Annotated in this window: 5 protein-coding genes; 2 read left to right on the forward strand and 3 right to left on the reverse strand. The window is 63.0% G+C overall.

The features are described from left to right. Positions 1–19: 19 nt before the first annotated feature. The 3 genes from R4P70_RS20425 to R4P70_RS20435 all read right to left on the reverse strand — a co-directional run bounded on the left by R4P70_RS20425 (position 20) and on the right by R4P70_RS20435 (position 3055). Positions 20–289, reverse strand: a complete 270-nt coding sequence (locus tag R4P70_RS20425) for a metal-sensitive transcriptional regulator (protein WP_317831403.1) — start codon at positions 287–289, stop codon at positions 20–22. A gap of 90 nt (positions 290–379) precedes the next feature. Next, the gene (locus tag R4P70_RS20430) at positions 380–790 is read right to left on the reverse strand and encodes a DUF302 domain-containing protein (RefSeq protein ID WP_020968512.1); all 411 of its coding nucleotides are present in this window, start codon (positions 788–790) and stop codon (positions 380–382) included. Positions 791–907: 117 nt separating this feature from the next. Next, the gene (locus R4P70_RS20435) at positions 908–3055 is read right to left on the reverse strand and encodes an MMPL family transporter (protein WP_317831405.1); all 2148 of its coding nucleotides are present in this window, start codon (positions 3053–3055) and stop codon (positions 908–910) included. Between the two features lie 161 nt (positions 3056–3216). Here R4P70_RS20435 and R4P70_RS20440 point away from each other — a divergent pair, with 161 nt between their 5' ends. Further along, a complete protein-coding gene (locus R4P70_RS20440) occupies positions 3217–3801 on the forward strand; it encodes a class I SAM-dependent methyltransferase (RefSeq protein WP_317831407.1) in 585 nt (194 codons plus the stop codon). Between the two features lie 101 nt (positions 3802–3902). Next, positions 3903–20597 carry a non-ribosomal peptide synthetase gene (locus R4P70_RS20445; RefSeq protein WP_317831409.1) on the forward strand — a complete coding sequence of 5565 codons (16695 nt, stop codon included), beginning with the start codon at positions 3903–3905 and terminating at the stop codon, positions 20595–20597. Positions 20598–20616 lie beyond the last annotated feature (19 nt).

The raw sequence follows: 20616 nt of genomic DNA on the forward strand, positions 1-20616 counted from the left end.
GTCAGGCCCTTCTCATATTTCAGGCCAGTGCCAGGAACAGCTTCTCGAGTTCGGTCTCGGTCATCGGTTCCTGACCTTCCGCGCTGTCACCGCTCAGGCATTCACGCAGCCCGGAAGCGACGATCTTGAACCCTGCTCGGTCCAGCGCCTTCGACACGGCTGCGAGCTGCGTCACGACGTCCTTGCAGTCGCGGCCGTTCTCGATCATCGAGATGACCCCGGCAAGTTGGCCGTGAGCACGCCGCAGTCTGTTCAGTACGAGCGCAATGCTCTCTTCGTCGCCGGTCATGGTGGCCCCTTCTCGAGTGTTCGTGCTGCGACCGAGGGTACCCCTGGGGGCATGTCACTGCTTGTTTCAGTGTTTGATCCGGCTGCGGTGTCAGATCAACGAGTCGACGGCTGCCCGCAACTTGACGGCGGCGTCGGCCGCCACGGACTCCAGGCCTGGTTCGCCGGAAACCTGAACCATGAGAGCGGGATTCATCGCTTCGACGAAGAACGAATTCTCGGTAGTCGTATCTTCGCGGACGACAACGTTGCACGGCAGCAGGAGGCCGATCTGACGATCCACCGAAACTGCCCGATGGGCCAACGGCGGGTTGCAGGCACCCAGGATCAGGTACTTTTCCATGTCCTCGTCCAGCTTCGCCTTGAGTGTTGCCTGCATGTCGATCTCGGTCAGGATGCCGAAGCCCTGCTCGGCGAGAGCAGCACGAGTTCGGGTGACGACGTCGTCGAAAGTTCCGGTGACCTTGGTTGCGATCGCTATCGGTTCTGTGGGTGTTGTCATTGCCCGCTCCTTGTCGTCGGCTTCGGTGCCATTGGCTTCGATGTCGTTGGCTTCGATTTCTCTTGTCTCCATCATACCCCTGGGGGTATCAAGAAGACAGTGATGTCGGGTACACGGTCAGCCATGCGAGAAGCTGATGTTCGGCAGGATGCGTCGTAACCATGCCGGCGCCCACCAGGCTGCCCGGCCGCTGAGGCGCAGGAGAACGGGCAGCAGCACCAAGCGGACGAGCACCGCGTCCAGGAGGACAGCTACACCGAGAATGATGCCCATTTCCTTGGGTGGCAAGGGATCTGCGAGCGCAAAAGTGAAGAAGACCGCAACCATCACTGCTGCTGCCGCCGCAATGACCCGACCCGAATGTGCGAGGCCGTCGATGTGTGCGGTCTCGGGGTCACCTGTGCGTTCGTAGTGCTCCTTGGCGCTCGAGAGCAGGAACACGGTGTAGTCCATCGCGATGGCAAAGATCATGGCGAAGAAGAAGACCGGACCCCACCCGTTGAGAAACCCCTGGGGATCGAAGCCGAGCAGGCCTGCTCCGTGGCCGTCCTGGAAAATCAACTTCGCGATTCCGAATGCGGCCCCTGTGGACAGCAGGCTGACCAGCGTGCCGATCAAGGCAATCAAAGGTGCCTGGAGGGCGATCAGCAGCAACAGGAATCCGAGCGTCAGAATCACGACCACCACGAAGGGAAGGTAGTCGTCGAGCGCCTGCTGAAGGTCGAGATTTTCAGCCGGAGCGCCGCCGACGAGCGCCGATTCCGGCAGTTGCGACCGAAGGTCGGCAAGGATGGTTTCCATCGCAGGATCTGACGGGTCGACGGTGGGAACTGCTTGCAGCATAACCAGATCGGATCCGTCGGCCGCTTGTTGCGTCGGGGTGATCATTGCGACGCCATCCACGCTCATGGCAAGACGCGAGGTGTCGGCTGCATCGTCGGCGGACGTGACGATCTGCAGCATTCCGGGAGCGCCGTCACCGAACTGCTGCTGCACCAATTCATAACCCTGCCGAACCGGGGCGTCCTCGGGAACCACGGCGATGGAGGGCATTGCAACCTTCAGGCCGAACACCGGAACAACGAGAGCGATAAGGACGATCAATGCGCCGATGCCGAAAGGCCACGGGTGCTTGTGCAGCAGTGATGCCCAAGCTGCGAACATCGGGGAGCGGTGCTGCTGGCGCTTTGCATACGGTAGTGAACCGCCGTTGACCTTGGCGCCGATCCGGCCGAGCACGGCAGGTAGCAGGGTGAGTGTTGCGGCGAGAACGAAGATCACAGCGAGCATGATTCCGACAGCCATCGTGCGTACGGCCGGGGCTGGAACGATGAGCACCGCAGACAAACTGACCAGAACTGTGAGGCCGGAGAGGACAACAGCTTTGCCGGCGGTGTCCATCGTTTGAGCCACGGCGGCCCGCGGATCCGGATCGGTTCGCAGTGCTTCCCGGAACCTGGCGACGAGGAAGAGTGCGTAGTCGATGCCGAGTGCGAGAGCGAACATCATCGCGAAGTTCATGGCCCACACGGAAATCGGCGTGATCTCGTTGAGGATCACAAGCCCGCCCGCCGAGGCGACCAGACCTGCGAGTGTCAGAAGCAGTGGGAGTCCTGCGGCAACCAGGGAGCCGAAGGCCAACACCATGATCGCGAGAGTGACGGGCCACGACATCATTTCGGCCTTGATCATCGCTTCGTGATTGGCCTTGTTGAAATCGCTCCACAAAGCCGACGCGCCGGTGGGGTACACCTCGATGGTGTCCGTGGACAATGCAGTGAGTTCCTTGCCGAGTTCGTCTACCGCACTGACCATCTCGTCGGTACTTGCGTTGGCGCCCGCGATCATGATGCCGGTATGTCCGTCCGGGCTGATGGTCATGCCGGCCTGCGGGGCGACCACTTCGCCGAAACGAGGGTCCGCGGAGAAGATTTCCGTTGCCGCCGCCAGCGTTTGCTGCATCGACGGATCGGTGATGGGTAGAGAATCCGAGTGAACGACCACCTGCACTGCAGCGGAGGAGTTTCCACCGAAATGCTGCTCGGCCAACTCGCGAACCTGCACTGATTCGGATCCGTTTGCCTGCCAACCTGCGCCGGCGAGGGAGGTGAAGACGCTGGGTGCTGCGGCGCCGAGTGCGACCAACGCGATCAACCAGACGCCGATGACGAGGCGGGTGTGCGCCGCCATCGATCGACCGAGGCGCGCGAGTATGCCGTCGGATTGGGCGGGTGGGTCCGCGGTGACTGTTCTGGTCGCTGACATCTTCGCTCCTGATACGGGTGGGGGTATTCCTGACCGTCACCTGTATACCCCCAGGGGTATGTGTCTGTCACGTTTGAGGGTTCTCTATGCTGCTCGTTGCACCGTCTGATCGGAGACAGTGAAACGAACCGCGGTGAAACGAACCACGAGGAGCAGTGATCATGGACGCACACGACTGGGATGAGCGATACCGGGCGGTGACGGAGCCGTGGGGAATCGACCCGGCGGGAACCGTCGCAACACGAATTGCCGACCTGAAGCCGGGCACTGCGATCGATCTGGCCTGCGGCGACGGCCGTCACGCGCGGTGGATGGCTGGGCAAGGGTGGTCGGTGACTGCCGTCGACTACTCGTCGGTGGCGATCGATCTGGCACGGGCGAGTGACTTGGACAAGGCTGTCGACTGGCAGATCGGCGACGCGACCACGTGGCAACCGGAAGGGGTAGTTGACCTGGTGTTGGTCAGCTTTCTTCACCTCGAGGTCGACGAGCTGGCCGACACGCTCAAACGCGTCGGGGAGTGGCTGACGCCAGGCGGGCGCGTCCTCTATTTGGGGCATTCGATCGAGAACTTCCACCGTGGTGTGGGCGGCCCACCCGAACCGACCATTCTGCCCGGTATTTCCGATCTCGCTCGCGCCGCGGAGGGATCGAGGGTCTACGCCCTCGAACATGTCGTCCGGCCGCGGGACGGTAAGACGGCAATCGACGTTTTGCTCGAATTCGGTCCGTGGGAACAGGTCTGACCAGGGCGGGAGCGCACCTTCACGTTCCTGGGTAGCCTACCCTAAACTTGCGAGGGTGTTCGTCGTTCGATGAGCATGAACGACGATGATCGGATTTCTCGATGTCTGACCACTCTCAGGTAGCTCACCCGTCTGTATCGGGCGGTGGCGATCTGGACGCAGCGCTCCCGGCGACGGCCGCTCAGCGTGAGGTGTGGGTTGCTCAGAACGTCGATCCGAGCAGTCCGGTGTACAACATCGGACTTGTCGTCGAGGTCGACGGGACGATCGACGTCGAGCGCGCGGCAGCGGCGATCAAGGCCACAGTCGGACGCGTCGAAGCGCTGTTCGTGCACTTTCGGGTGGATGCTGACAACCAGCTGATCCAGGTGCCGATTCCGGATGCGCGCTGGGACGTGGAAATTCTCGACCTTCGCGCCGAGGCGGATCCCGATTCGACTGCGCAGTCGTGGATGGACACCGATATGGCTCGGGTCTTCGGTGCGGACGATCTGCTGTTCCGCCAGGTGCTTCTGCGAACTGCTGACGACCGAGTCATCTGGTATCAGCGCTATCACCACAGCGTGGTCGACGGGTACGGCATCTCGCTCATCGTCGCCGACGTAGCCGAGCGGTACGACGATCCGAACCTCGAGACTGCGGCGCCGGTGTGGTCGCTCGATGCGGTGGTGGCGGCCGATCTGGAATACCGGAACTCTCCGCGGTTCCAGCTCGACCGTCAGTACTGGGTCGAACGAGTTGAATCAGGACCGGAAGCAACGCGGATTCTGCATGGGCAGGTGGATGATTCGCTGCCGCCGATCGCGGCGATGCTCACGCTCGACGTCGATCGTGCAGCGCAGCTCTATCGCTATGCCGCCGACGCCGGGATTCGGCGAACTCGCCTGCCCATGGCTGCGCTGATCGCGTACATTGCACGAACCACCGGACAGCACGACGTTGTCGTCTCGGTGCCGATGGCCGCTCGGGTGGGTCGCGACATGCGGCGCACTCCCTCGATGGCGTCGACGATTCTGCCGCTCGGTATTCGGGTCGAACGCTCGGAAACCATCGGCCAGTTGGCAACTCGTCTCGATACCGCCTTGATCTCGATACTCAAGCACGGGCGGTACCGGGGAGAGGATCTCGCACGCGACGTGCGAGCAATCGATCCCGACCGCCAGGTCTTCGGTCCCGGCATCAACTCGATGATGTTCGAACACACACTCACCTTCGGCGGCTGCCCGGTGCGCGTGCGTAATTCGGTGACCGGTCGAGTCAGTGACCTGGATCTGAGTGTGCGCGGTGGTCAGGACGGGGAACCGATCGAGATCGACGTCCGCGCCCCGGCCGGATTCGACAGGGAGTTGGCCGATCACACCGCCAGAATCGAACAGTTCCTCGATCGATTCGTGGCCGAGCCGCAGCTTCCGATCTCGGCACTCGACCCCATGTCGTTCGCGGAGCGTGAACTCGTGCTCCACGGGTGGAACGACACCGCAGAACCGCAGCCCGTGACGACGGTGCCGGATTTGTTGCGCAGCAGCTTCTCTGCCGATCGGGGCGCGGTCGCCGTGGTCGACGGCGATATCCGGCTGACCTACGGCGAGCTCGAAAGTCGGGTATCGCAGCTCGCCGCGCACTTGATCTCGCGCGGTGTCGCACCCGAAACCGTTGTGGCGATCGGCCTTCCGAGATCCGCCGAGATGGTGGTGGGGTTGTTGGCCGTCATGTGCGCCGGCGGCGCCTTCGTGCCACTGGATCCGTCCTGGCCCGCAGAGCGCCGCGAATCGGTACTCACCGATGCCGGTGCCACATTGGTGCTCACCTCGGACGGCGTAGACGACTCCGTATTGGTCGATCTCTCCGCGTGGGCGTACGAGGACGGGCCTTCGGACCTGTTCGAGGTAATGACCTCCGACATTCGTATTCACGGTGCCCAACTCGCGTACGTCATCTTCACGTCCGGTTCGACCGGACGTCCGAAGGGCGCCATGATCCGCCACGAGGCAATCTGCGCAAGGTTGCTGTGGCAGCGGGAGCGGATTCTCGGGTTCGGGTCCGGCGATGCCTCTCTGTTCAAAGCCCCACTCTCGTTCGACATCTCGATCAACGAGATCCTGCTCCCGCTCGTCTCCGGCGGTCGATTGGTGATCGCGAAGCCAGAGGGGGAACGCGACCCGCAATACCTGCTCGACCTGATCGCCGGAGAATCGGTCACTTTTGTCTACTTGGTTTCGTCGATGCTCGACATCCTTCTGGATCTGGCGAACGGGACCGATCAGCTCGATTCGTTGAAGCACGTGTGGTGCGGCGGTGAGGTTCTCACGCCTGAACTCTTCGATCGGTTCCGTGCCCAACTGTCCACGACGCTGTATCACGGCTACGGGCCGGCGGAAGCGACTATCGGTGTCTCCCATGTGATCTACCGCGAGGACGCGGAACGAATTGTCACATCCATCGGGCGCCCGAACCCCAACACTCGCCTGTACGTGTTGGACGGTGACCTGCAGCCGGTTCCGGTCGGCACCGGCGGCGAACTCTACGCAGCGGGCTTCTTACTGGGGCGCGGATATGTGGGCGCGTCGGCGTTGACCGCGTCTCGTTTTCTCGCGGATCCCTTTGTTTCCGGAGATTTGGCCGGATCCCGGATGTATCGCACCGGTGACTTGGCCCGATGGACCGCCGACGGCACCCTCGACTTCCTGGGGCGCACGGACAATCAGGTGAAGATTCGTGGCATGCGTCTCGAACTCGAAGACGTCGAAGCCGCCGTGATCTCACACCCCGGAGTGCGCCACGTGGCAGTTCTGGTGCGTCAAGCACCCACAGGTGCAAAGTATCTCGCCGCGTACGTGAGTGCAGCGTCGGGGACGAACCTTGCGGTCGACTCACAGGACATTCGCGAGTGGGCGGCGAGCAAGCTGCCCGACTACATGGTCCCGACCACCGTCACTGTCCTCGACGAGTTTCCGCTCACGGCCAACGGCAAACTCGACCGTCGAGCCCTTCCTGAGCCCGATCTCGCCGAACTGAGTGCACACGTCGCCGCGAGAAACGAAGTCGAACAACAATTCTGCACGTTGATCGCGTCGGCGGTAGGTCTCGAATCGGTTGGCGTGACCGACGATTTCTTTGCACTGGGCGGTGACAGCATCGTCGCGATCTCGCTCGTGACCGCGGCTCGTGCAGCCGGTTTGTCGATCAGTCCACGCGAGGTGTTTCAGCTGTGCACCGCCGAGGCGATGGCGCGCGCCCAATCCGGCCGAACGGCTGAGATCGTCGATCATTCGGACGAACCGATCGGCCACGTAGCCACGACGCCCATCGCTGCCAGGGCCCTCGGGACGCCGGACGTAGCACGAACCTTCCATCAGCGAGCGCTGATTCAGACTCCGTCAGCTTTGACGTCCGAGCATGTCGAGGCGGCGCTCGATGCCCTGGTGGCACGCCACGATGGACTTCGTGCGAAGTTGACTTCCGAAGGATCGCTGCTTGTTCCGGCCACCAACGAATTGGCTGTGGTCTTCGAGACCCGTGCACTACCGGTGCCGCTCGAAGAATGCGGACCGCTGATCGTCGCCGAGACCGAGCGAGCCGTCAGGCGTCTGAACCCGGCAGACGGCACGATGGTCAGTGCTGTTCTTTTCACCACTGCGACCGGTCCCGGAAGACTGTTGCTTGTCATCCACCACGCGGTCGTCGACGGTGTCTCCTGGCGCATCATCCTCGAAGACCTTGCGCGCGCGGGTATCGCAGCGATACAAGGCGACGAACCCTCACTCGCTTCGGTCGGCACGTCGGTGAGAAGGTACGCCGAACTCGTTTCGGAGGCGGTCGGAGCCGGGCGACTGGACTCGGAGATCGAGTTCTGGGACTCGGTGACTTCCGCACAACAGTCACCTCTCGGCCGTCGGGCACTCGACCCGGCAGTTGACCTCGCGCGCACCGCCGCGGCGCGATCGATCACCCTGCCTCCGGAATTCGCCGATCGATTGTTGGGCAGTGTCCCACGGGCATTCGGGGCCGACGTGAGCGAAGTGCTGATCACCGCATTGGCCGTTGCGCTGACCAAGTGGAGCGGTGCCGCATCGGTGACCATCGACTTGGAAGGGCACGGACGCGACGAAGACATCGTTCGCGGTGACGGCGCTGCGCACGTCGACCTGACACGTACTGTCGGATGGTTCACCACGGTATTCCCGGTTGCACTCGAGATCGGTACAGCCGCTCCGGATCTCGAAGCGAGCGGCGAGTTGGCGGCGGTTCTCAAGAGTGTCAAGGAGCAACTTCGATGCGTCCCGAACGCAGGCTTCGGGTACGGCGCATTGCGATACCTCGGCAGCTCGGATCAGTTGCGTAGCGTCGCAGCACCCGAGGTGGTGCTCAACTATCTGGGGCGCACTGCAGTTGCAGAGGGGGACTGGTTCCCGGTGTCGATGGACGGCGCTGCCGATCCGTCCATGCCGTTGGGTCACGCGTTGTCTGTCGACGTCGTAGCCGAGGAAGCGGCCGGTGGGCCACGACTGCGGGCCACTCTGACCTGGGCGTCGAATATCTTCCTGCGTAGCGATATCGACAGGTTTGCGCGGTTGTGGCTGGACTCGCTCAAGGCCGTGTCCGGGCTCGCAGCCTTCGGCGGCGCGACACCGTCCGACTACCCTCTGGTGGCGCTCACTCAGGCCGATGTGGACGGGTTGCCGAAGGCAGAAGAGATTCTCCCGCTCACTCCGTTGCAGGAAGGGATCTACTTCCATTCGGCTTTTGCCGATCCGGGGGCTGATCAGTATGTCGTGCAACAGGTCGTGGAGCTGACCGGCGCCGTGGACAGCGCGGCTCTGCGCCGTGCGCTGCAATCCGTCGTGGATCGACACGAGGCGCTGCGCACCGGATTCTCGGTCCTGGGCGACGGCCGGGTCGTGCAGGTGGTGCACCCGAGCGTCGTCGTGGAGATGGTAGTAGTCACGGATGCCGGCGCCGATGTGGATGAACTGCTTTCCGCCGAGCGTGCGCGTGGGTTCGACCTCGCGCAACCGCCGCTCGTCCGTTACACACTGCTCCGTGCTTCTTCGGAGAAGTACCTTCTGCTGCAGTCGATTCACCATGCGGTTGCAGACGGATGGTCGGTCCCGGTGATGCTGCGGGAGCTGATGGCGTCGTACAGCGTTGGCGATTCCGGCGTGGTGCTCCCGAGTCCGGCGCCGTACCGCAGCTACCTCGAATGGTTGGCCGGCCACGATCACGAGGCTTCGGCAGCGGTGTGGAGAAAAGCACTGAACTCTCCCGGGCCCGCGGTCGAACTTCCCGCGCCGAGCGCGAGCAGCAGCGGAATCCATGCTACCCGAGTCGAGCTGTCCGACAGTGATACTCGCGCGCTGTCGACCACCGGACGCTCCCACGGTTTGACGCTGAGCACGCTCGTGCACGGCGCCTGGGGACTGGTGCTCGGCCGAATGACCGGCCGAACAGACGTGCTGTTCGGATCAACCGTATCGGGACGCGGTGGAGACCTGCCCGGCATCGAGTCCATGGTGGGCTTGTTCATCAACACTGTGCCGGCTCGGTTGCGCTTCGATCCGGCAGAGACAGCCGCGCAAGCACTTTCTCGTTGGCAGAGGGAACAATCGGAACTACTCGACCATCAGTACCTGGGGCTACCGGAACTGCGGCGGACCGGCGGACTGGAGCAGAACTTCGAATCACTGGTCGTTTTCGAGAACTATCCACTCGGTGACACGGCAATCGCTGATCCGACGAACTCGGTGCGACTGACGGGAATTCGATTCGACGAGCGACCGGCCTACCCGCTGACCCTGATCGTCGTCCCCGGCGATCAATTGGCGTTGGAGCTCAAGTACGACACTGCTCAGGTGGACGGCGATGCCGCTGCGTCGCTGGCCGAAGCTCTCGCAGTCGTACTCACCGAGCTCTCTCGCGATCTCGACCAGGTCATCGGCCGGATCGCGCTGGCACCCGCACAGCCGGGGAGCATCGGCAGTGCCTTGGATCGGCCGCGCGCAACGCTGACCGAGCTGCTGCAGGATCAAGCCGGGCGTACGCCCGAAGCCACCGCAGTGATCTTCCGTGAAGAGTCGCTGACCTACGCCGAACTTCACTCTCGCGCTGATCGTTTTGGGCATCTGCTGCACGAACGTGGCGTCGGACGCGAATCATTGGTGGCGGTTGCCTTGCCGCGCTCGGTCGATCTGATGGTTGCGATACTCGGCATCGGGAAGGCCGGGGGAGCATACGTTCCGCTCGACACCGGCTATCCGGCGGAGCGGCTGACGTACATGCTGGACGACGCCGATCCGGTGTGCGTCGTGGTGTCGGAAGATTCTTCACTCGATTCGGGTTCGGTTCCGCGGGTGACGGTATCGGAGTCCGCGCAGTTCCCAGCCGAACCGCTGAGTGTCCCAGGATCGCCCGCGGATGCCGCGTACATGATCTACACCTCGGGTTCGACCGGTCGTCCCAAAGGCGTTGTGGTCACCAACGAGGGTGTGGTCAACCGATTGCTCTGGGCACAGCAGATACGTCCGCTGGACTTCTCCGACCGGATGCTGCAGAAGACCCCGTCGAGTTTCGACGTCTCCGTCCCCGAATTCTTCTGGCCGTTCCTGGTGGGGGCAACTCTGGTGATGGCCGAGCCGGACGGGCACAAGGATCCGGGCTATCTGGCCGACGTCATCGTCGAACATTCCGTAACCCGAGTGCATTTTGTTCCGTCGATGCTCGAAGTGTTTCTTGCGGAGCCGAAAGCAGCACTGTGCTCTTCCCTCGAGATCGTCAACTGCAGCGGTGAGGCACTGCCCGTTCACGTTGCGCGCAAGGTTGCCGAGATCCTGCCGAACGTTCTGGTGGACAACCTCTACGGCCCCACCGAGGCTGCCGTCGACGTCAGTTGGCAGCCATCGGTGCAGGACACTCCGGCAGACGCGGTGAGTGTCCCGATCGGCGCACCCGCCGTCAATACCGGCCTGTTCGTTCTCGATCCGTATCTGCAGAACGTTCCGGCCGGTGCCACCGGTGAGCTGTATCTGGCTGGACCACAACTGGCGCGTGGTTACCATGGACGTGGGGGATTGACTTCCGAAAGATTTGTGGCGAATCCGTACAGCGACGGCGGCTCGCGGATGTACCGGACCGGTGACAGCGTGCGGTGGAATGCCGACGGCGTTCTCGAGTACCTCGGCCGTGTCGACGAGCAGGTGAAGGTTCGTGGATTCCGCATCGAGCTCGGTGAAATCGAAGCGCAGTTGGCATTGTGCCCCGGAGTCTCGGCAAGTGCCGTGATCGTCCGAACCGACGGTCCGAGTAACCGCGCACAGGTGGTCGCCTATCTGGTCGGAGATGCTGATGACGCTGCGGTTCGAGGGCAGTTGTTGTCCGTGCTACCGGAGTTCATGGTGCCGAGCGCGTTCGTGCGGCTCGAGTCGCTGCCGCTGAGCCCGAGTGGCAAGCTCGACCGAAAAGCCCTACCGGCACCGGATTTCGCGGCACAGGTGGGCGAAACGACGGGAGTAGTTTCCTCGGGCGTTGCCGACCTCCTCGCCAGGCATTTCGCGACAGTTCTCGGCCTGCCACGCGTCGGGGCACGCGACGACTTCTTCACTCTCGGCGGCGACAGTATCCTGGCGATCCGACTGGTCAACCTGGCTCGTCGTGATTCGGTAGTACTGACCCCGCGTCAGATCTTCGAATTGCGCACTCCCGCTGCGATCGCCGCAGCGGTGGGTGATGTCGCCACGTCGGTCGCCACCGTCACGGCCGACATCGGCGTGGGTGAGCTGGTTCCGCTGCCGGTGGTTCACCGCTTGTCCGAATGGACGGGTGGTACCGATCGCTTCAACCAGGCAGTTCTGATCCACTCTCCGGCAACATCTTTCGATTCGATCACCGGTGCAATGCAGGCCGTGCTCGATCACCACGACGGACTTCGCCAAACCTTGATCCGACATGACCGCGGAATGTGGTCGGCGCGGATCGAGGAACCCGGCAGTATCCGGGCAGCGAACCTTGTCGTACGCGTTGATGCTCGGGGACTGGATGACGCCGAGTTGCGGACGCTCATCACCGAACGTTCCGAGTGGGCGACCAGTCGTTTGGATCCGTCTGCAGGACGGATGGTCTCGGTGGTCTGGTTCGATTGTGGCGCTGAGAATCTGGGCCGACTCGCTATAGTCGCGCACCACCTGGTCGTGGACGGGGTTTCGTGGGGAACGCTGCTCGAGGATCTCGCGATGGCCTGGGTGGCCGTCGAGGCCGGAGAGCCCGCAGCACTGGATGCCGTCGGAACTTCGCTGCGTACCTTCTCCCGCACGGTGGCCGAACACGCAAGCAGCGCTCATCGATTTGCCGAACTCGATCACTGGTTGACCGTGACCGCTCCGGGCGCGGAGTTGATCCCCGGTACCGCGAGCTATGCCGTTGTATCCGGAGGCTCGAGGCGCACGGTCACGGTGGACGGAGCAATCTCCGAGGCGGCACTCGGAACGGTTGCGGCCATGCTGGGTGCCGAGGGAACGGATGTTCTGTTGGCTGCGTTGGTGATGTCGGTCGAGCGCTGGCGTCGTTCCACCGGTCGCAGTGAGCGCGAACTGCTGGTCGATCTCGAAAGGCACGGCCGCGAGGAATTGGTACCCGGGACCGATCTGTCGCGAACAGTCGGCTGGTTCACCACGATTGCCCCGATGCGACTGCTCGGCGGAACCGACCCGGTGGACACTCTGCGCGAGGTGAAGGAGAGCCTGCGGGCGGCTCCGGACGGCGGTATCGGCTACGGGATGTTGCGGTACGTGAATGCACGTACGGCATCGAGATTGGCGGGGCGCTCCGAATCTCAGATCCTGTTCAATTATCTCGGACGTACGACGACAGCTGGATCGACAGCATGGTCCCTGGCAGCGGAATCCGAAGCCATGTCCACCGATCCCGACGCAGACATGGGAGGTCCGTATCGGCTGATCGTGAATGTCGTCAGCGTGGATTCGGAACTCCGTGCCGACTTCGCCTGGGCAAGTGAAGATTTGTCCGAGGAGGATGCGCAGTCACTCTCCGATGGCTGGGTTTCGGCGCTCGGCGATCTGGCGGCTGCGGCCGCGGAGCATGACGGGCCTCCCATCCTGACCCCGTCCGATGTGCCGTTGCTCGACCTGAGTCAGGCCGAGATCGACGCGATATCCGATGCGAGCCCGGCGGGTGTCAGTAGCATCCTCCCACTCTCACCGTTGCAGGAAGGCCTGTACTTCCAAGCCGGCTACGCAGGCAGCAGCGACAGCCGCAGTGGTGGGGACATCTACACGGCACAGTTCTCGATGGACTTCGGGCACACCCTCGATGTCGACAGGTTGGCTGCGGCCGCCCGGACACTTCAACGACGAAATCCCACGTTGCGAGCGGGATTCGTGAGCGAAGGACTGAACGAGCCTGCGCAGTTCTTCAGTGCGGGACTCGATGTTCCCGTCGCCGTCCACGATCTCCGTGAACTCGACGACTCGGCTGCTCGTGAGCGCGCCGAGGCCGTCGCCGCCCAAGACAGAGTGACTCCATTCGACCTGACCGCGCCGCCGCTGTGGCGGATGAGCGTGCTGCATCTGCCCGGCGGACATGATCGACTGGTGATCAACCGGCAGTTCCTGTTGTGGGACGGCTGGTCCAACGGCCTTGTCGTCAGCCAGCTTCTGGCGCTGTACGACACCGGCGGGGATGACAGCGCATTCGGCGAACCCGAGGGGTCGTTCGAGGCCTACCTCGCCTGGTTGGCCGACCGCGACGGTGCAACCGCCGACGCGGGGTGGCGCGGAGCGCTCGCAGGACTCGAGGAGCCGACGCTTGTTGCGGAGCCTGCGCCCGGCGTCGAACCTCAGCTTCCGGATCGCCGCGATGCGGTTCTGTCGGAACCGCTTTCGCGTGCATTGCGTGAGCGCGCTGCCGCATCCGGCGTCACGTTCAACACGGTACTCAACGCAGCGCTGGCTATGGTGCTGGCGTCGGCCACCGGTCGACAGGACGTCGTCTTCGGCTCCACGGTTGCCGGAAGGCCGCCGGAGGTACCGGGAATCGACACCGTGGTGGGCATGTTCCTCAACACCGTTCCCGTTCGGCTGCAACTGGATCCGAACGAGAGCGTCGAGGAACTTCTTCGTCGCACTCAGGCGGATCGACTTTCGCTGATGCCGTTCGACTATCTCGGATTGGCCTCGATCCAGCGTGTTTCCGAGCATCGACAACTGTTCGACGTGCTGATGGTCCTGCAGAACTTCGTGGACGAGAAGCAAGTCGACGCACTCAATGCCGCACACGACGTGAGCGGCAGCGACAGTATCGATCACACGCACTATCCGCTGACTGTGGTGGTCACCCCGGGTACCACCGTCAACGTCAAGTTCGAGTTCCATCCGCATCTGGTGACCGCGCGCCGAGCCGAGGACCTGCTCGGTCACTTCGTCGACCTGCTCCAGAGTTGGTCGCAGGATATGACAGGTTCGGTCGTTGCGGCGCCGACTCCCGTGGTAGCGCAGCAGACGCAGATCCGAGAGTTGCCGGAGCGCACCATTGCCGACCTGTTCGAAGAGGTGGCGTCGGCGCAACCGAACGACACGGCACTCGTGTTCGGGAAGCGTCGGATGACCTACGCCGATCTCGACGGCGAGATCAATCGGATGGCGCGGTTGCTGATCAACTACGGCGCCGGGCCGGAAAGGATCGTGGCTCTTGGTCTGCCGCGCTCGGTGGACATGGTCGTCGCGCTCTTCGCCGTATTGCGCACGGGCGCTGCCTATTTACCCCTCGAACTCGACCATCCGGCCGAACGGTTGGCCGTGATGATCGACGACGCAGATCCGGTCGTGTTGCTGACGACTGTCGCCGCCGCACCGAAATTCGAAGGCGCGGACGTCCGCACCGCGGACATTCGGACCATCGTGCTCGACGAGCCGGACACTGCGGCAAGGCGACTGACGATCTCGGCGCGGGCACTCTCCGCGGCGGAACTCGGAGCATTCGCCCCGGGAGCACCGCATCGGCTCGACCACCCCGCGTACGTCATCTACACCTCCGGTTCGACCGGCAAGCCCAAGGGCGTGGTCACCGGTTACCGCGGCTTGACGAACATGCAGTTCAACCACCGCGAGGCGATCTTCGAACCGGTGATCGCCGCGACGGGCCGGCGCCTGCGGATCGCGCACACCGTGTCCTTCGCCTTCGACATGTCGTGGGAGGAACTTCTGTGGCTCGTGGAAGGTCACGAGGTGCACATCTGTGACGAGGATCTGCGTCGTGATGCCGAGGCACTCGTTGCATACTGCGACGCACAGGAAATCGACGTCGTGAACGTGACACCGACCTACGCGACGCACCTGATCGACAGCGGGCTTCTCGACGACGTTGTGGGACAACACCGTCCGCCGCTGGTCCTGCTCGGCGGTGAAGCCGTTCCGGATTCGGTGTGGAACAGGTTGCGCGAGACCGAGGGAACCGTGGGCTACAACCTCTACGGTCCGACGGAATACACGATCAACACTCTCGGCGGCGGAACGGCCGACAGTGACACCCCGACGGTGGGCAAGCCGATCTGGAACACCGCCGCGCACATTCTCGACGGCTGGCTGCGACCGGTCCCCGATGGAGTTGCCGGCGAACTGTACATTGCCGGAGCCGGTTTGGCTCGCGGCTACCTCGGACGCTTTGCGCTCACGTCCGAGCGCTTCGTCGCAGATCCGGCCGGGACCGGAGAACGTATGTACCGCACCGGGGATCTGGTGCGGCGACGCGCTGACGGCAACCTGGACTTCCTGGGCCGCACCGACGACCAGGTGAAGATCAGAGGTCACCGCATCGAGCCGAGCGAAATCGTCTCCGTTCTCGAATCCGACGAGCACGTGCGGCAAGCAGCGGTCGTGGTCGACGTCGGGGCGGGCGGAGTCAAGAGGCTCGTCGGCTACGTGACACCCGTGCAACTCGGCGCCGTGCACGACTACCGCGCGCAGGCGCGAGTTCTCCTACCCGACTACATGGTTCCGGCCGTGGTGATCGAGGTGGAGTCACTACCGATGACCGTCAACGGCAAGCTCGACGTCAAGGCACTGCCCACGGCCGATTCGGTGCTGGGGGAGCGGAGTGGGGAGTCGATTGCACCGCGGAACCACACGGAAGAGGTTCTCTGTGAGCTCTTCTCCGACGTACTCGATGTGGACGACATCGGTGTCGACGACAACTTCTTCGACCTCGGTGGGCACTCGCTTCTGGCCACCAAACTGATCAGTCGAGCTCGGATCGCCATTCCGAACAGTCTGACCATGCGTGATCTCTTCGAAGCGCCGACCGTCGCGGAACTCGCGGAACGCATTGTGGCCGAGCAGGGATCGACGCGACCGATGCTGGCAGCGAAGCCGCGGCCGGACCACCTTCCACTTTCTGCCGCTCAACAGCGTTTGTGGCTGATCGGACAGATAGAAGAGAACTCCGCGGCCTACAACTTCCCGATCGTGCTCCGCTTGGACAGTGCATTGGACGCGGACGTCTTCGCCGCGGCGCTGGGTGACGTCGTTGGACGACACGAATCCTTGCGTACGGTGTTCCGGTTGGTGGACGGAACACCGGAACAGATAATTCTCGAATCGGCGAAGGTTCCGGTCGAGACAGTTCATTCACGGGAATCCGGTGTCGCCGGCGAAGTTGCAGTGGCAGTGGGCCGTCCGTTCGACCTTTCGAACGAGATTCCGATTCGCGCCCGTCTGATCCGAGTAGACGGTGCCGTAATCGTCGTGATCGTCCTGCATCACATCACAACGGACGAATGGTCCGATCGGCCGTTCCTGCGCGATCTGATGTCTGCCTACTCCTCTCGGATTCAGGGCGAGGAGCCAGCTTTCGAACCGCTACCGGTTCAGTACGCGGACTACACCCTGTGGCAACGGGAATTGCTCGGCAGCGCCGACGATCCGTCGAGTGTCCTGAGCACGCAGTTGGACTTCTGGGCGAAGAGTTTGGACGGAGCCCCCGAAGAACTGCTGCTTCCCACCGACCGGAGCCGACCGGCCAGACCGAGTTTCTCCGGTGGCGCAGTGGTAACACGGTTGGGTGTGGACACAACTGCCGCACTGCGAGACCTGGCGCGCGGGAGCCAGAGTTCGATGTTCATGGTCCTGCACGCGGCGTCGGCGGCGTTGCTGACTGCGCTCGGAGCGGGTGAGGACCTTCCCCTCGGCGCTCCCGTAGCCGGACGTAGTGAACAGGGGCTCGACGACTTGGTCGGCTTCTTCGTCAATACGATTGTGCTGCGCACGGATACGTCAGGTAACCCGACGTTCCGGGAGTTGGTGGATCGCATTCGCGAGAGAGACCTCGAGGCCTTCGCCAACGCCGACGTTCCCTTCGAAACTGTGGTGGAACGCCTCAATCCGTCGCGCACCTTGGCACGCAACCCGCTTTTCCAGGTCATGGTCGGCTATCACAGCCGCGAGGAGATGGGCGGGGATCCGCTCGAACTCGAGGAGTACACGGCCAAGTTCGATCTGGTGTTCAACTTCACCGAGTACCTCGGCGACGAAGGCTGCATCGACGTCCGACTCGAATACGGCAGCGACCTCTTCGATCGCGAAACAGCACAGCGAATTTCGAACCGATTGGAATCGGTGATCGCGGCAGTTGTGGAATCGGCCGACATTGAGATCGGCGACATCGACATCTTCTTGCCCGGCGAACTCGAACAGGTTGTCACCTCGTTCAACGACACCGCCGTCGACGTGCCGGAGGAAACGTTCTACGACGCCTTCGCGCGTGGGGTCGCTGCTACACCCGAGGCGATCGCGGTGCGCGACGAGGCGGGGCAGGCCACGTACCGCGAGCTCTCCGAGCAATGTGATCGGATAGCCGGCGTGCTGTATCGGCGCGGGGTCTCGGTCGAAGACGTGGTGGGACTTGCCGTCCCGCGTTCGGTGGAGATGGTCGCGTCGGTCCTCGCCGTGCTCAAGCTGGGGGCAGCGTATCTACCCCTGGATCTGAGCCACCCGAGCGAGCGCATCGCCTACATGCTCACCGATTCTCGCACGTCGGTACTACTGTCCACCTCGGAGGAAAGCTCGCGGATCGAGGATGTGGTCGGCGTCGAGCGAATCCTCTTGGACGATCCGCTGATACGTGCGGAACTGGACGAGGCAGTGATCGTCGAAACTCCCAGGCCACCAGTTGGCGTCAACCACGCGGCCTATGTCATCTACACTTCGGGATCGACCGGCAAGCCGAAGGGCGCTGTCCTTTCTCATGACGGTATTCCGAGTCTTGTTGCGACAGCCGAGGTTCGGATGCGACTGGTACCGGGTTCGGTGGTGATGCAGTTCGCTTCGGTCGGCTTCGACGTTGCGGTATTCGAATTGGCGATGGCTCTGTGCACGAGCAGCACCCTGGTGATCGTGCCGCAGAGCGCACGAGTGGCCGGCCCGGCGTTGACCGATTTCATGACGAGAAATCGCGTGACTCATGCAATCATCCCTCCCTCGTTGCTGGCCGCACTGCCGGCAGGATGTGAAGTACCGCAGGGTTGCACGGTGTTGGTCGGAACCGAGACGGTTCCGCCCGAGCTGATCGGGCGATGGGCGGAGCGGCTGAATTTGCTTGCTGCGTACGGACTCACCGAAGCCACGGTGAACAACACACTGTGGCAGGCGGAACCCGGTTGGAACGGTGCTGTGCCCATCGGAGTCCCAGACCCCAACGAACAGGCGTACGTGCTCGACGATCAACTGCGTCCGGTTCCGCCGGGAGTATCCGGCGAGCTGTACATCGCGGGACGCGGCCTGGCGAGAGGCTACCTGGGCCGATTCGATCTGACGGCACAGAGATTCATCGCCGATCCCTTCACCGCGGGCGATCGCATGTATCGCACCGGCGATCGAGCGCGGTGGCGCTCGGACGGAAACATCGACTTCCTCGGCCGCGTGGACGATCAGGTCAAGATTCGCGGTTTCCGAATCGAATTGGGTGAAATCATCGGAGCTCTCAGTGCCCATCCTTCGGTGAAGCAGGCAACGGTCGTCGCGGATCGGCAGGGCGAAATCACGCGCCTGGTCGGTTACGTGTCACCCGAACCCGGTGCTGTGGTGGACACGACGGCAGTGCGAAATCTCGCTGCAATGTCGTTGCCCGACTACATGGTTCCGACCATGGTTGTCGCTCTCGATGGTCCGCTCCCGTTGACGCCCAACGGAAAGCTCGACCGCAAGGCGTTGCCCGCTCCGGACTGGTCGGAGTTGGCGGGTGATATTGCTCCTCGCACTGCCGTGGAGTCCACGGTTGCAGCTGCCTTCGCGGAGATATTGCAACTCCCGAGCGTCGGAGTCCACGACAGTTTCTTCGAACTCGGTGGGCATTCGATGGCTTCGATGAAACTGGTCGGTCGCATTCGTGAAGCGTTCGGCGTGGACGTCAGTATTCGAGACGTGTTCGACGCACCGAGCGTTGCGGAGTTGGCGGCAGTCGTTGCGCGTTCGGAGGGTGGACGCCCGGTCCTGGCGCCGGCGGCGAGGCGTCCGGAGACCATGGGTCTGTCTGCGCCGCAACGTCGTCAGTGGGAGTTGTTCCGCGCAGCCGGCGAGCACCCGCAAGCAAGCCACGCGCTGGCGCTGACCCTGAATTCGAAGATCGATCCGGAGATTCTCGGGCACGCTTTGGACGACGTGACGTCGCGCCACGAACCCCTGCGGACCACCTTCGTCGAGGTCGACGGCATCGTCGTGGCAAGAGAATCGGTGCGGCCGACTGTCGATGTGGTCGATGTCGGCGCCGGCGATGTGGGTCGAGTGGTGTTCGAACTCGCTCAACTTCCGATGGATCTGCGTGAGCAATCGCCGTTGCGGGTTCATCTGGTTCTCGGTGAAGACGGCTCTCGGACACTGCTTCTCGTCATGCACTACATCGCCGTCGACGAGTGGTCCGTAGTGCCGCTGCTGGGAGATCTGGTCTCTGCTTATGCAGCCAGGTCGCAGGGAGATCAACCGATCTGGGACGAGCTTGCGTTGACGTACGCCGACTACACCGTGTGGTCGGACGAGCTGTTGGGTGACCCCCTGGACGTCGACAGCCGTGCCTCGAAGCAGCTTGCGTACTGGCAGGATGCGCTCGACGGAATACCGACCAGTGTGAATCTTCCGTTGCCGGAAGATGACTCGGAACTTCGGGGTGACGTGGTCTCTGTCGACATCGACGCGGATCTGCACGCCAGAATCGACGCGCTGGCTGCGCGCACCGGGACGAGCATGTTCATGGTTCTTCAGGCTGCGCTGGCCGCCGTTCTCACGAAGGCTGGGGCGGGTACCGATCTTCCGATCGGTTCATTGGTTGCGGGCAGGTCGGATCCCCGTCTCGAACCGATGATCGGATCCTTCTTCAATGTTGTTCTCCTGCGCACGGATACGTCCGGTAGTCCGACGTTTGCAGAATTGCTCGGTCGGGTGAGGGAAGGCAACCTGGAAGCGCTGAGCAATCAGGACGTCTCATATGTGTATGTCGAGCAGGCTCTGGGTAATCCGGCGTCCATGAGACCTCAGGTGATGGTGATCCATCACCAACAGGCGGATTTGGACGGGCTCGGCGACTTCGGTTCTCTCGTACCGATTCCGGTGGGAGTGCCCGATGCGGATTTGACGTTGAGTTTTTACGAGCCGGTGGGCGAAGGGCCTGTTTTTGCAACGCTCGGGTTCCGTGCCGACCGCGTCGATGCGGGCGCGGTCCGTGAATGGGCAGGTCAGCTGGTCGACGTGATCGAGGCTGCGGCCATCGCCGAAGGGGATGACGTGAGTGAAGGGGCGAAACTATGACATACGTCGCATCGCTCCG

Source organism: Rhodococcus sp. IEGM 1241 (assembly GCF_033142365.1).
GTDB lineage: Bacteria > Actinomycetota > Actinomycetes > Mycobacteriales > Mycobacteriaceae > Rhodococcus_F > Rhodococcus_F erythropolis.